Raw genomic sequence first — 14,616 nt, 5'->3', positions numbered from 1 at the left:
TGCTTTGGTAGGGTGACCCAAAACAATTTATCAAGAGCTTGCTATTCGGTAGCAGTTTAGGCGTGACAAACCACGCTATGTATCAGTTCTTATCTTCAACAGTAAAATAAATCCGGGCAACGATTTGGTGATGGACTTTCAATTGGTGCCGCCAAAGCAGCTAGCCTTTTTCACGTTAGCTTTTTTGCTAAATACAGCCAACAAGCTCTATGGCAATATTTTTAATAGCTTCTTCATGCTTCTTTGTTGTGTTGTATATTTTGATCCTTCGGGTGACAGGAACTAACAAAAAGAACATAATGAATGTAGTAGACAAAGCTACATCCGCAGGGAACAAATTGTTTCTTTACTTCAGAGATGTTCGGATAGAGTATTTGGTTTCTAACGGGAACAAACATTATCCCTCAATTACCAACACGGCTGAGATATTCATTTTTGAAGACTTTATCCTTGTAATCCGGAAACAAAATTTACTTATGGTGACTTACCTTAAACCAGTTGTTATCTCGGGTAAAAATTGGATCCATAAGTTAGGATCTGCTGTTGAAAGTTTAACCCCGGTAAAGTTTATTTACTGGGATCAAAGAAGGAAGGAAGTTCAAATTCAACTTATAGGCTTGCAATACAATCACATTACGTCAACACTGACTTTAAAACAGTTGACGGATGAACAGATCAATGAAATAAAAGCATTTGAAAAACGGATTGAACTATCCAAATTTAGTTAAATGAGCCGATAATACTGGTTTTGTACGATTGTGGCTTCAAGTGATTAATCCAATCATTTGAATTAATAGGTCGCTGATATTATCATTTATGTTAGTGGTAGACTATTTACTCTATTGCATTAATGACTCGGAACCTAGTATGCCATTTCGCAATCTAAATCCTTCACCAAAAAATAAGACAATATGATTATTTACGGAACTAGAAGCACAGAACTTGCAAAGGAGGTATTAACTGACAAATGCCAAAATTGTGGGACTCAGAACTGCATTGACATGCACGTATTTCAGAAATATGCCCACATTTTTTGGATACCATTTTTCCCAATGGGTAAGATAGGACTCAGCCAATGCGACCATTGTAAGCAAGTTTTGAAGGTAAAAGAAATGCCAGCATCTTTGAAGGCTTCTTATGACAATTTAAAAGCTCAAACCAAGGCACCAATTTGGATGTTTTCTGGTTTGGCTGTAGTGGCAGTTCTAATTATGACCAGTGTTGTAAGTGACAAAAAGAAAGACGAAAGGAATGCCAAGCTTATTTTGTCACCCCAGGTTGGTGACATTTTTGAAGTTAAGACAAGGAATAATAATTACACCCTTTATAGAGTGGACCAGGTGAAGGGTGATTCTGTGTTTATTCAAGCAAGTACCTATGAAGTAAACAGATTAAAAGGCTTGAAAGATGTGCGATTGAAAGAGTATTCGAGCGATGTATATGGATTTTCAAAGATTGAATTAAAGGAAATGTTTAGTAAAGGAGAAATTCTTGATATCAATAGAAATTAGTGACATACTGCAAAAGTCATGTATAAAAGTTGCGTATAGGAGTTAAAAACCGAGCTTTTTAGAAATGCTATGTTCCTTACCGGAAGTTAAGCAAGTGATAGTACGTTACAAGAACAGGGCAAACAGAAATCTGGCACCAACATCATATTGACAATTATTGGGCAGACATTAAGTATTTGAAATTTGTAATTCCATTGGACATTTGTGCAGTTGATGGGTTGATCTTTTAAAATGAATTACCGTCACCAATAAGTAAACTGGTATATTCCATTTCAATGAACAAGCTTTTAGGATATAGTTTAATAAGTGTTGGCCTTCTGGGCTTCTTTTTCTTCTTGAACTACAAAGGGACGGCTATTCCGGGTAAAGAACTTTGGTTTGTATTGAGTATTTTCATCCTGATTGTAGGGGGGGTATTTCTTTGCTAAAACCAAACTTCAAGGGCTTAGTATTCATCGGAACGACAGCAGCAGTGACCGATTGGCAGAGATTGAACGACTTAAACGTACAGGTGACAGGATTAAAGTTACATTGGACAATTCCGAAGTAAAGAGTAGAAGCTTCCAAGAGGAAGTCATAAGCGATGATCTTCCTTCCCGTATTGAAATGCTTGATGCTCTCTATGAAAGTAATCGTAATTACAAATCGGATGAAATTCAGCAGACTTACATTGTTCTATTTAGGCAATACGGAGGTAAGACCTACAAATTCGTTAGCCAGGCAACGTCACAGAATCCGGAAGCTGTAAAAATGTACATTGATAAACGGAAAGGAATTGACTTGTACATAGATCCTAATAACCCTAAATGCTATTATTTTGACCTTCCTTTCCTGTGACACATAAAAGAAGGTGACAGTGGTTTGGTGTCAGTGTAAATTGGTAATTAGATCTTTGGCAGTTTGCATCTAGACGAAGCATTTCCAGCAAGAGGTTCAACAGGCAGTATTGGTTCTCAATTTCAACGACAATAATTATAATAAACCTGATATAGGCTGGTAATCAAATAGTAGCCTATCGAACGGGAAGTAAATGGATTTTGGCTGCTATTAGGATGAGATATCCTTCTACCATAGTATCATTTACTCTATTTTGGATTAGTTCTGAGTAGTTTTTGTATTTAAGTAATACCTACAACCTTATGAGATCTTCGTTGATTAGTATTCCGTTTCTTTTCGGTTTATTTTATACTGAAGCTTACGGGCAAAGTTTCCAGCCAAACTCTTGTGACAGCGCAAAGCTTACAATAGAAGAATATAAAAAGTGCATAACGGATTCTGTCTGGAGCACTGATATAAATATCAAAGTAAACTATATCACTGGTTTAAAGACAGAATTGCTGCCAAAGTATCGCACCATCAGGAAGGACCTGATTCTTACCGCTGAACTCCAGAATGCTTTACGGTCGCTTAGGGTAATCTATGACTCGGTATTGGATCGCAAAATTTCGACCTGTCTGGTTGATATGGATAAAAATCAGAAATATGTACAGCCGAAGGCTTATGTATCCTCGCTGCTTTCCTTTCAAACCTTTAAGTTTTATCCAGATGTCTATGCCATGCTGCTTAATGATATCCATTTGCAATTGAATCCAAAGACTCCCAATGCTGAAATGATGAAATATTCAATGCTAGTAGATGGTATTTATGATTCTATTCCATCAGCTCTTAAACTGCGCTTGGAACATATTACCAATTCCTTTGCTACTGAGAATGACGCATTGCTAAACGAAGGATTTTCTCCCCTATTTCAGGGATCCCAAAGCCAATCCGAGTTAAAGAAGTACCGGATTATTTATTTCCTTTTGTGGATGGAGTAATTGAACCATATTTTCTGTGGAGAATTTTTCATTTCTTATCAGTCTGCTGATAGGTAAGTGATTCCCATTGAAATTATATTGATAATGGTTATTAAGAAAAGCGATTGCTTTCTGTAAATCATTCTATTATCATAGAATATTATTGTAAAAGGTTAATAGGTGCCATTTAAGCTTAAATCTGCCAAAGTTTCAATGGCATTATTTTTTATTAATGAGTGTAGGGTAGCAAAGAATTGATAGTTTCATTCCTTATGCGAAAATTGATCAAATTTATCCTTCTATTCATATTGTATCTAATCTCCTTTAATGCTTTTTCACAAGGAAAAATGCGATCACTAGATCTCCTGATCGATACCCTTGAACCCGCTTGGCCGATTGTGAATCAATGGATCGATTCGGCCAGTAATTACATTGAAGTGCTTCCTGCCAATCCTGCTAACGCCCGAACCGCATTATTTAATGCCCAGGTAACCACCAGGTCCCCAATGGGGACAATCGTCTTTAGGACGGGTGGCATCTTGATCGATAGCGGCTGGATCAGGATACTAGGGTCGGGGCATCCGAAACTCCCAAGATGCCTGCCGGATTGGAACCGGGGTAAGGCTTTCAAGGAGTACGGTGAGCCGCCTCCATTTTTATTGATCGCCGATGATGCTATTGGTGGCTTTTTTCTATTGAATGGTGGAGGTTTAGGCAATGATCCTGGGAAGATCTATTATTTTTCGCCTGATAACCTGAACTATGAGCCACTGGACCTGACCTATACCGAGTTTTTGGATTTTTGCTTTAATGGGAACCTGGATGAGTTCTATAGGGGGCTCCGATGGCCCCAATGGAAGGAAGACCTTCGCCTGTTAAATGGTGACAGTGTCTTTAGTTTCTATCCCTTTTTGTGGACCAAAGAGGGTAAGGATATCACCAAATCGGTCCGTAAGGTGGTGCCGGTTGAAGAACAGTTTCAATTCAACCTGGATATGCGAAAACAATTGGGGCATTAAACGGATTGTTTACATGATTTTATTGTTGCTGGTTTATTCACCCGCAGGGTGCCTTACTTGATAAGTTTAACTTATCCATTAAGTATAGGATGAGTATACGATGAGTATAGGATGAGCGAAGGATGAGTATAGGTTTGGGGCAAAAAATACTACAAAGCTGTATTTATTACCACAGTTAATGACCCTTTTTGACCTGAGCATGGAATGCCCTGATTACTGTATAACATTCCATTCTTGCGTAGTTTAAGGATTTTCTACTTGATAGCTTTAGGGTATTCGTCTATACTTTTCCGTCATTCAACAGGACTGCTTTGCCCTGAATATGATAATCCCTTCTTTTTGCACCCTTAATCTTAAGTGCAAAACAATGAAGGGATTTTTTTTGCTGTTTCAGTTGCTGGTCTTTTGTGTTGCCGATCAGGTATCGGCGCAGCAAAACAGGAGTGTTTCCGGCATGGTCACGGATTCTGCCGGCAATGCGATCAGTGCCGCCACGGTAGTTGTCACCAGGGAAAAGGATAATGGTGTGCTTGTTTCAACCGTATCCGGCTCCGATGGCTCCTTTATGGTTAACCTGTCGTCCGCACCTGGCCAATTCCTCATCCGGATTTCCGCTGTTGGCCATAGCCCGCTTACGGTTGGGCCCTATTCCCTTAAGGATGGTCAATTGTCAATATCCCTTGGTAGGCTCACCCTTAGGCAGTCAAGTGATGTTTTGCAAGCAGTGGCCGTGACTGCCAAAAAGCCCCTGGTTGAGTATAAAATGGGGATGACGGTGGTAAACGTGGAGGCTGGTATCAGCGCAGCCGGCTCTACTGTCCTGGAGCTTTTGGAAAAGTCCCCAGGGGTTATTGTCGACAAGGACGGCAACATCAATTTGAATGGTAAATCTGGTGTCCAGGTTTTGATCGATGGTAAACCTACCTACTTAAGTAATGCGGATCTTCATGCCATGCTTAAATCCATGCAAGGGGATGAGGTAAGGTCCATTGAGCTGGTATCCTCCCCTTCTGCAAAGTATGATGCAGCTGGTAACGGTGGGGTGATCAATATCCGGACAAAACGAATGAAGGGATATGGTGCGAATGGTATGGTCACCCTGGGCGGCGGAATGGGTCAATACAGCAAGGCTAATGCCGGATGGCAGTTGAATTACCGGACCAGGGCCTTGAACATTTTTGGAAGCTACAACCTTCAGCACAATGAATCTTTCAAGGAGCTCGATATCTCCCGTAAGGCTGAGTCCAATGGAACGATAACCGATTTTAGGCAAGCCAATTTTGAAAAGAACAATAACCTTAACCATTCGCTAAGGGCAGGGGTCGATTGGTCCATTGGTAAGAACGCTGTTGTTGGCTTCCTGTTCAATGGAACGCTCAACAGGGAAGATCAATGTGTAAACGGAACTACCCAAATGGGAACCTCTGTAATAGTAGATTCCCTGCTGGCTTCAAGTACGGGAAGCAGGTCAAATTTGTCCAACTATACCTACAACGTCAACTACAAGCAGCAGTTTGATTCCGGCCTGCACGAGATCAATGTTGATGTGGATTGGGGAAGGTTTACCAGTGATGAGGATGTTAATTACAACAATACCTTTTCATTTCCGGATGGTTCCCTGTGGAAGCCTGCCCAATTGCTAAGGAGTGCCAACAATACAGGCATTGAGATCAGGTCGGCCAGGATGGATTATACCTTTCATCCCAAATGGATGAAACTCGATGCCGGTTTCAAGGTTTCCAATGTGCTGTCTGATAATACCATGATTTTCGAAAAGAAGGCTGGGGAAGAATGGCAGAATGATCCGCTTCGTACCAATTCCTTCAACTACGATGAAACGGTCTGGGCCGGTTACCTGAATGGCTCCTATAATCTCAGGAAATGGCAATACCAATGGGGAATCAGGGTCGAGAAAACCAACTCTGAAGGGATATCACCTACTACCAACAAAACGGTGAACCGTAGTTATGTGGATTATTTCCCTTTCCTTCAGCTATCTTATGCCATCAACAAGGAATATCGATTGGGATTCTCCTATTCCAAACGCATCCAAAGACCAAACTATCAATCGCTGAATCCGTTTATCTACTTCCTTGACCAATATGGTTACCGGGTAGGTAATCCATTCCTGGATCCCCAACGCATGCATCAATTTGAAATGACCCTGGTAGTGAAAGGAAAGTATATCCTGCAGGGCGCGGCCAGCTTTACGGAGGATATGATCTCTGAAGTACTCCTGCCGGATACCAGTGCCAAGGCCATTTATTCCACTTATGCCAACCTGAATAAACAGCAGATCTTCCGGATAAGTGCAAGCGCGCCCATTACTGTTGGAAAATGGCTAAGGAGCAATATCAATGCCAATGCCATTTACCTGGAAACAAGATCCGAAAACCTGAATGGCAAGGACCTCAATGCCGGAAGGTTTTTCCTACTGGTCAATAATAGCAATAGTTTTCACCTGGCAAAAGGGCTTACAGCAGAACTCAATAATAAGTTCACGGGTAAGCTTGTCTACAGTACGGTCATGATAGCCCCAATTTATTCAATGGATATCGGGCTTTCCAAAACCATCCTGAAGGATAAGGGTACGCTCAAGTTTGCAATTGCGGATGTTTTCAATACCATCAGGCAGGACGTCAACAGTGTTTACCCGGGCTTTGATTACAGACTGGTCCAGAAACTGGAGACCAGGGTATTCAGGATAAACTTTGCTTACAGGTTCGGAAATACTAATGTTAAGGCTTCGCGAAATAGAAATACCGGCATGGATACAGAACAAGGCCGGTTAAAGAAGGATCTGCAGTAGCTGGGTAGTTTATGGCAGATTTGGACAAAGGAAGGCCCTCCGCAAGGAGGGCTTTTTGTTGGCGGCTACTTTAAATTTTCCGGATGGGGTACAAACCCCTTCTTCCTCGCATTCATGGTCCGGTATCCGTCATTTGCAGGTCCCTTTTCGGCATTGACAAGCATAATTTTTCTTTCCAATGCGCTGTTCCCGAGATTTGAAAAGGGGCTTTCAATAGGTGCTTCAAAGCTAACCACGTGTATGGACATGGGTTGGAAGGATGGTTGGTTCGCCTGCTCTTTCGACATACGCAGGCAAGCCCTATAACAGCATATTCATTTTGGGTACCCATTCAAACATTGCCATATGATGCATCAAGGAATTCGCTTTGGAAGAAAAGTAATTGTTGCAGGTGTTCTTTCCCTGCTATTGCAGGTATTGTCATTGCACTTTGCAAAAGCACAATCCGGTATTCCACAGGAAGGGGGATCCCCTTCCGGCTTTTACACGGTAGCAGGCCAGGTGCTTGACCTGTTTAAAAACAGGGACATCGTGGCTATTGATGAGGGCCATCATCAGAGTAAAGTCTTTCATGAGTTCCTGCAGGTGCTGATCGCTCACCGGGATTTTCCCAGGCGCGTTAATGATGTGGTGGTGGAGTTCGGGAATGCCAGGTACCAGCCTGTCATGGACGACTATCTTGCCGGTAAGTTGGTGCCCGATACCTTACTTGCTGCCTGCTGGCGCGAGACCACACAGGTCCTGGTATGGGATAACCCTGTTTATGCGGGATTCTTCAAAAGCATAAGGGACTTGAATAAAGGACTTCCTGCAAATAGGCGTATTCGCGTATTGTTGGGCGATCCTCCGATCGATTGGACAAAAGTACATACAACCCAGGACTGGGTCAGCAGTTCCCCCAGGGATAGGTTCCCTTATGACCTGATCGTGAACCATGTGCTACAAAGGAAAAGGAAAGCCCTTGTCATTTATGGCGGCTTTCACCTTTACCGGAAGGATATCATGTATAACTTCCAGGCTGTTGATTCCAGTAAAGAGAAGTTAGGAGTATTGTTGGCACGTCGGATTCCTGTGAACTATGCCGTTGTTTGGACAAGGATCAATGAAAAGGATTCCCTGGTGAATAAAGTATTCAATGGGGCCCAGCCACAATGCATGCTGACCCGCACCCCTGCCATTGATACCATTCCTTTTTCCCGGCTGCTGGATTTCCAGGTTCCCCGATTCTATGAGAAGGACGGTAAGCGGTTGCCATTGGAATCCGGCAAATACGTGGAAGCGCCGGTTGGTCAGGTCGTAGATGCCTTACTTTGGTTAGCACCATTGGATAGGTTGACCCAAACTGATACGCCCAGTCCCGAGTGGTTCGGTGGAAGAGCCTATACACTGGAACTGGTTCGCCGATGCAAGATCCTTCATCACCCTGATTTGCCCAGGTTCCTTGAATTGATGCAGGTCGATGCAGCAGGGGAACAGTAGGGCCAGTTAGGACGGAATCATTGAAAAGCTTGCTTCAACGGACAATCCACCTATGGATGATCGGCGATCACTTGTTATTTCCCCAGCCATTCTTTGAATGGGGTTATCCTGTCAAGACTCACCAGGACCTCTTCATTGTGTGCCGGAATGAGTTCGAGCTTTATCCTTCCTTTGGGTAAAACGAGTATAGTAGCGATGGATTGATGGGATATAATCATCTTCCTGTTGATGCGGAAGAAAAGGCCAGGATCGAGTTGGGTACATAGCCGGTCTAAACTGTATTCCACCGGGTATTGCTGATGGTTGTTCATGACCAGGAATGTGGTATAATCCCGATAGTAAAAATAACTGACCTGGTGTTGTTCAATTGTCTTCAGCCTCGACCCGGCATTGACCATGAAGCGATCCCTATATCGTTTGGATTCCCTTTCCGCCAACCTATCTGCAATTTTCCTGAGATCGATTATAGGCTTGCTGGTCCTCTTGAATTTATTCAAGGCGGCGATTAACTCATCCTCATCTATAGGCTTCAATAAGTAGTCAATGCTATTGACCTTGAAGGCATGCATCATATAGGAATGGTAAGCAGTTGTAAAGATCACAGGTATATCGATAGATATTGATTGGAAGATGGTAAAGCAGTTATCATCCTCCAGTTCAACATCCATGAACAAGAGGTCCGGTGCCGGTTGGGTTGATAAGAATTGAATCGCTTTTTTTGCCGAAGGGATGACCGCCACGATATTGATCTGATGATCATATGCGGTTAACATATGCCCAAGTTTTTGGGCGCTTAACTTTTCATCTTCTATGATCAGAACATTCATATCCCTGTTTTTAATAAAGGAATTGATACTTCAAACATCCTGGCGTCCTGGTAAATGGATACCTCCTCCTTAGTGAAAAGCTGATACCTGTTGATTATGTTGTTAAGACCAATGCCAGCCGATGCAGTTTCCGTTTCTCTTTTATCAAGATTGTTGATCACCAGTAGACGGTTCCCGTTGGTTTTGATTTCGATGACCAGGGGGCAAGCTGCAGACATCCTGTTGTGCTTGACAGCGTTCTCTACCAGTATCTGTAATGTAAGGGGAGGGATCTGCCATTCCTCCCAATTGACGGTTGCTGCTATGGATAGTTTTACTTTTTTATCAAATCGTATTTGTAGCAGGAAGAAATATTTCCTCAGGAAGCTGAGCTCCGTACTGAGGGAAACCAGTTGCTTATCCTGCATCCCAAGAATGTATTGGAAGGTTTGCTTCAGGTGGTCAATGAATGATAAGGATTTTGGTTTGTCCACCCCTACCAGTGTACTAAGCACATTGAAACTGTTGAACAGGAAGTGCGGGTTTATTTGGTTTTGAAGAGCTTGAAGCTTTACATTATGATAGGCTAACTCCCATTCCTGTAACTTCCTTTCATGGTCTGCAGATGATGCGTAAGCATTCATGGCTGATTGGATGAAGTACAGGGTCAACATGCCGGATAGATTATAAGTGAGGAATATCCGCAACCCAATATTAGCTGTTGATGTAGTTGGATGGGTGCCGGGAGCATTGATTGACAAATGAAATACGCCCCACAGGAGGATCAGTGTTAATGCCGTGCTTAATAGAATCTCTGCCAGGATTACAAACCAGTCAGGTAAGGAAAGGGGCAACAGTTTCCTGGTATGCCTGATGGTCATATAGATTATTACCGATTCAATGGCCAGTAATGTAGCGGTAATAGCGGAGTTTAGAAGGGCATGGATTATTATGGCCAGTATGCCTGCCTGAGCGTATACATCATTCAGGATGGAAATAGCTATGGTTACCGTAATACTCATGACCAGGATAGTCGCGATATAGGTCTTCAGGAGGCTATGCCTTTCATATATTGGATGGTCAATATTCATAGGTCAGGTATGGATTACAATTTGTTTGGGAAGATGCTCATCCTGTGGATCGATAAGGCTTATATCCTGGTTTTGGTTCTTGTAGATTGTAATCAGTTCCTGCATTTGGGCATTACTCATAGTGGATGCCTGGTAGCCTTTTGTTGATTTATACGCAATAGTGATTTGGTTGGCCTTGTTGCTTACCCGGATATACAGTGGTTCTTTAGTTGAGTAATGGCAGGAGTCAAGGATATAGTCCATCAGGATCTTACCGGTATGGGTAATTAGCGTCGAATTCCCATACTTGTTGACTTGTATGGATAGTTTGATGGCCTGGTGATGTTGAACATTGACAAGGTGAAGGTAATTTTCCATGAATTGGATTTCGTTGGCTAAAGGAACACGGTGCTTGGATCTTTGATCAAGGAAGTAGCGATAGGTTTTTGAAAGCCGGGTAATGAATTTGTCCGCATTTTGGGCTTCAGTATTGATAATGTTTTTTAAAGCGTCGAGGCAACTGTATAGGAAGTTTGGATTCAGATCACTCTTTACTGTTTCAAACTGTGCTGAAGTGTAATGGGTTTGCAGCAAGGATAGTTCCATCCTTTGCTTCCTGAGGTTAGCAAGGATCGATTCAAATGTCTTGATCCATTGGCTAAGGATGGCGTAAAGCATTACAAGAACCTGGTTCCTTCCGCTTCCGCTACGAAATTGCTCATGGAGGGCCTCCCCGACAGGCAGGTGGTTAATGGTGATCCTGAAGATCCATAAGGATAGGAAACTATAAATGATGGTTATTGTGGTTTCCAATACCATTAGGTAACCAGGACTCAAACTGCTTCTGCTTCCTTTGACTACTTTTTCAATGATAAATGGATTTGTTTTGATCAAAAAGAACAACTGGAGCATAGTCAGGACAATTTCTGCTCCGGAATTAAGGCTCATGACCGATTGATCAATACCACCATGGTTGGTATAGGTTAAGGCCATGGCAAACAGGATGGCCAGGCTTATGCATAGAAAGTATGGTGCAGATTGGCGAGTTTTGTTCGCTTGCCGGCATTCCTTCCTGGCTATGTTGAACTGCTTGCCCATTTACGCAAAACTATCGGGTCGTTGATCCTTCCCAGGGCAAACTTTGCTGAATGCCTGTTTTTATAAGATGAGTCTTGGTTTTTCTTTTGTGGTACTAGATTCCTAAATCTTAATGAAGGTCAATAGCTTATTTCCCTTGTGCAATCTTGCCTTAAGAATTGCTGCATCAATAGGCCTGTTGAATTTTTTATGGGTCCCCTGAATTGACTATATTGAGACTTATGAGATATTTATTGATTCTTCTTTGTATGTATTCGGCCTTCGGTTGCCAGGAAACAAATGATCCTTCCACCTCCTTTGATAAGGATATAGAGAAAGCGCTGATTGCCGCTACTCTGGACTCTTTCAATGTGGCTGCGGCACGCGCCGATTATGACCGGTATTTTGGTTTCTATACCGATAATGCCACCTTCAACGGAACGGATGCTACGGAGAACTGGGATAAGGCGGCTTTCATGGCATGGTCCAAACCCATTTTCGATAAGGGAAAGGCCTGGAGTTTTACGGCCATTAAGCGCAATATCTATTTCGGGAAGCATCCCGATATGGCCTGGTTTGATGAATTGTTGTCTACCCAGATGAAGATCTGCAGGGGATCAGGGGTGATGGTGAAGGTGGGAAATGAGTGGAAGGTGCAGCAATATGTGTTGTCCATCACGGCACCGAACACGATACTGGATTCCATCATTCCGATGAAAGCGCCAATCGAGGATTCGCTGGTGAAGGCTTGGGGGAAGTGATGTGTGGCTTGGGGCCACGAAGCCTCGAAGCCACGAAGTAACACGAAGGCGTTAAGGCCATATTTATTGTAATTGCTTATGGATATCGTAACCAAGTTTCAGCACCTGCTTTCCCTGCAGGGAATTCAGCCGGAGGAGTTCCAGTCTGTTTTGCATGACCCGATCACGGAGATGGAGGTCAGGGCCATTGAAGCGCTGTTGGGAGAACCACTGCCTGAAGCAGTGAAACAGCTCTATGCTTTTGCTAATGGGGAGAAGGATAATGGTCCGGGACTTTTCTTACAGGATAGGTTCTGTACTTCCGCTGAAATTATCCAGGAACTGGAAATAAGTCGTTCCATGATCAAGCCCGAAAATCCTTTTGTGGCTGATGCTGCCCGTTCGGAGGACTTGGCCAGGCAGATCGCTGATGCCTGGTTCAAACTGGCTCCTAAACCGGGTTTCCTGGGCTTGGGCAAGCGCTGGTATAAGTTCGCCGTTACCTGTGGTGTAAATAGTTGGGGTGGACCTTATCTCTATAGATCCGAAAAGACGGCCGACAACCAACGGGAGATCCTGAATGTTGATTCCAAAAAAGGCGAGCCCATCCTCGATCTGGTTGGTGCGCTTCATGCCCTGGAAAGGGAAACCTATAACTGGGACGAGTTGCATTTTGTAGTCTATGCCGATGGCTCTTTTGAACTGCAGCGCTCCTTTTATGATTTCGACAAGGATATCCCTTTTAGCTCCACACCGGCCAATGCCATCCGCATGAAATATTTTCACCACAAATGGTTGCCGCTGTTTTCCGATGGAGGGGGCAGTTATATTGGGATAGACCTTGACCCTGATAAGGAAGGGGTCAAGGGACAGGTCATCAATTTCGGCAGGGATGAGGAGGACATGGTGGTCTATGCCAATAGCCTGGATGGCTTGTTGGATAAGGTGATAGCCGAACTGCAGCGACCCGGTAGCAAGCTCAGGGAGGGGAGCATGCACCCCCATGAAGCGTTGAAGGAGCTTCGTTAATGGCTAATCCCCTGTTGGGTAGCGAGAGAGTGACATGTTTTTTGGGCCACGAAGGCGCGAAGACACGAAGGGGCACGAAGGCGGTGGGGTTTATTTATACAATTATTCCCAATAAATTTTTACTGCAGTTTAAATACAACTGGTAACTGGTAGGTAACGATCTTCGGTTGTCCATCCTGTTGACCCGGTATCCATTGGGGCATTTTGTTTACGACCCTCAGGGCTTCGGCGCTGAGCTCGGGATCGACGCCTTTGTAGATCCGGGGATTTTTGATATTGCCTTCTTTGTCCACTTCGAACCTTACCAGTATCCTTTCTTCTATGCCTGCCCTTCTTGCGTTGTTGGGGTACTTTAATTCCCGGCCCAGGAAAGCTGCCAACGCGCTGTTGCCGCCGGGGAAGGAGGGGAGGGTTTCATGGGGGAAGTAGGCGATCTCCTTTCCTGTACTGTCGTAGCAGGTACCGGTGATCATCTTTCCGTTTTTGTAGGACTCGCTCCGGCGGACCTTACCGTTTTTATAGTAAACTATGAAGTTGCCTTCCACTTGGTTATGGCGGATGTCCTGCTCCATATAGATCTGGCCACCCGGATAATATTGGAGGTACTTTCCGCCGAGGATATTGCTGTCCAGGTTCTCATAAAAGAACTTCCGTTCCAACTCGCCGTTCTGGATATAGTAGAATACCTCTGCTTCTTTGGGATTGGAGGCGGAGCGTTTGGTTACCTTTTTCCAGTGATAGGGTTTAGGGGGAATTACTTTTTCGCCATTTATATCCAGGTAGGTGGTGTCCTGGGCATGGGCAGTTTGCAAAAAGAGGGTAAGCAGCAGGATGGTTAGTAATCGCATGGTTAGTTGGTTAATGAATTACCTAAAATAGGGATTCTTTGTATTCGTTGCGATGGGAAGGACGAGATAACGCAAAGGGCCAGAGACGGTGCAAAGAGAGCAAAGGATGGTTTGGTTTACCTCAGCAGGGTCTCCCGAAGGGGACCCTGATGCTAAGCAATGGCGAGTGCTTGTATCGTAATTCATCGGGGTCCCCTTCGGGAGACCCCGCTGGGGTGAGAGAATTCTATAGAATAGAATAGAATAGAATAGCATGGTTAATAGCCTTCGTTATTGAGCTGTTGGTGATAACACACAACAGCGGCGCAGAAATTAATCACATCGATTCAATCAATGGCGCAGAATGATTAATTGTCGTTAACCTCAGCAGGGTCTCCCGAAGGGGACCCTGATGCTAAGCAATGGCGAGTGCTTGTATCGTAATTCAGCGGG

12 protein-coding genes are annotated in these 14,616 nt (G+C 43.7%); 8 read left to right on the top strand and 4 right to left on the bottom strand.

All coding sequences use genetic code 11. The annotated features are described in order from the left end of the window. Positions 1 to 299 precede the first annotated feature (299 nt). From KJS94_RS11185 to KJS94_RS11160, 6 genes are all read left to right on the top strand, one after another. Positions 300 to 728 (top strand): hypothetical protein, encoded by a 429-nt coding sequence (locus KJS94_RS11185; protein WP_214448680.1) that lies wholly within the window; start codon positions 300 to 302, stop codon positions 726 to 728. 183 nt (positions 729 to 911) lie between these two features. Then, positions 912 to 1,511 (top strand): hypothetical protein, encoded by a 600-nt coding sequence (locus tag KJS94_RS11180; RefSeq protein WP_214448681.1) that lies wholly within the window; start codon positions 912 to 914, stop codon positions 1,509 to 1,511. A gap of 1,139 nt (positions 1,512 to 2,650) precedes the next feature. Beyond that, positions 2,651 to 3,328, top strand: a complete 678-nt coding sequence (locus tag KJS94_RS11175; protein WP_214448682.1) for a hypothetical protein — start codon at positions 2,651 to 2,653, stop codon at positions 3,326 to 3,328. Between the two features lie 326 nt (positions 3,329 to 3,654). Beyond that, positions 3,655 to 4,326 carry a DUF2625 domain-containing protein gene (locus KJS94_RS11170; protein ID WP_214448683.1) on the top strand — a complete coding sequence of 224 codons (672 nt, stop codon included), beginning with the start codon at positions 3,655 to 3,657 and terminating at the stop codon, positions 4,324 to 4,326. A gap of 367 nt (positions 4,327 to 4,693) precedes the next feature. Next, complete coding sequence (locus KJS94_RS11165) at positions 4,694 to 7,135, top strand: outer membrane beta-barrel protein (RefSeq protein ID WP_214448684.1); 2,442 nt, start codon at positions 4,694 to 4,696, stop codon at positions 7,133 to 7,135. 345 nt (positions 7,136 to 7,480) lie between these two features. Then, a complete protein-coding gene (locus KJS94_RS11160) occupies positions 7,481 to 8,614 on the top strand; it encodes a hypothetical protein (RefSeq protein ID WP_214448685.1) in 1,134 nt (377 codons plus the stop codon). Between the two features lie 74 nt (positions 8,615 to 8,688). On the opposite strand, the gene KJS94_RS11155 is transcribed toward KJS94_RS11160, so the two are convergent. Genes KJS94_RS11155 through KJS94_RS11145 form a run of 3 tightly spaced genes read right to left on the bottom strand, consistent with a single transcriptional unit; the run spans position 8,689 to position 11,588 of the window. After that, complete coding sequence (locus tag KJS94_RS11155) at positions 8,689 to 9,441, bottom strand: LytR/AlgR family response regulator transcription factor (RefSeq protein ID WP_214448686.1); 753 nt, start codon at positions 9,439 to 9,441, stop codon at positions 8,689 to 8,691. Next, positions 9,438 to 10,511 (bottom strand): sensor histidine kinase, encoded by a 1,074-nt coding sequence (locus tag KJS94_RS11150; RefSeq protein WP_214448687.1) that lies wholly within the window; start codon positions 10,509 to 10,511, stop codon positions 9,438 to 9,440. The genes KJS94_RS11155 and KJS94_RS11150 overlap by 4 nt, the downstream gene beginning before the upstream one ends. Positions 10,512 to 10,514: 3 nt before the next feature. Next, positions 10,515 to 11,588 carry a histidine kinase gene (locus tag KJS94_RS11145; protein WP_214448688.1) on the bottom strand — a complete coding sequence of 358 codons (1,074 nt, stop codon included), beginning with the start codon at positions 11,586 to 11,588 and terminating at the stop codon, positions 10,515 to 10,517. A 221-nt stretch (positions 11,589 to 11,809) separates the two neighbouring features. Here KJS94_RS11145 and KJS94_RS11140 point away from each other — a divergent pair, with 221 nt between their 5' ends. Then, a complete protein-coding gene (locus KJS94_RS11140; protein WP_214448689.1) occupies positions 11,810 to 12,328 on the top strand; it encodes a nuclear transport factor 2 family protein in 519 nt (172 codons plus the stop codon). A gap of 78 nt (positions 12,329 to 12,406) precedes the next feature. Then, the gene (locus KJS94_RS11135) at positions 12,407 to 13,336 is read left to right on the top strand and encodes an SMI1/KNR4 family protein (RefSeq protein ID WP_214448690.1); all 930 of its coding nucleotides are present in this window, start codon (positions 12,407 to 12,409) and stop codon (positions 13,334 to 13,336) included. 119 nt (positions 13,337 to 13,455) lie between these two features. Here KJS94_RS11135 and KJS94_RS11130 read toward each other — a convergent pair whose 3' ends face one another. Further along, positions 13,456 to 14,184 carry an energy transducer TonB gene (locus KJS94_RS11130; protein ID WP_214448691.1) on the bottom strand — a complete coding sequence of 243 codons (729 nt, stop codon included), beginning with the start codon at positions 14,182 to 14,184 and terminating at the stop codon, positions 13,456 to 13,458. Between the last annotated feature and the right edge of the window lie 432 nt (positions 14,185 to 14,616).

It is taken from the genome of Flavihumibacter rivuli (genome assembly GCF_018595685.2).
Classification (GTDB): Bacteria; Bacteroidota; Bacteroidia; order Chitinophagales; family Chitinophagaceae; genus Flavihumibacter; species Flavihumibacter rivuli.
This window is presented reverse-complemented; position numbering and strand designations above follow the sequence as displayed.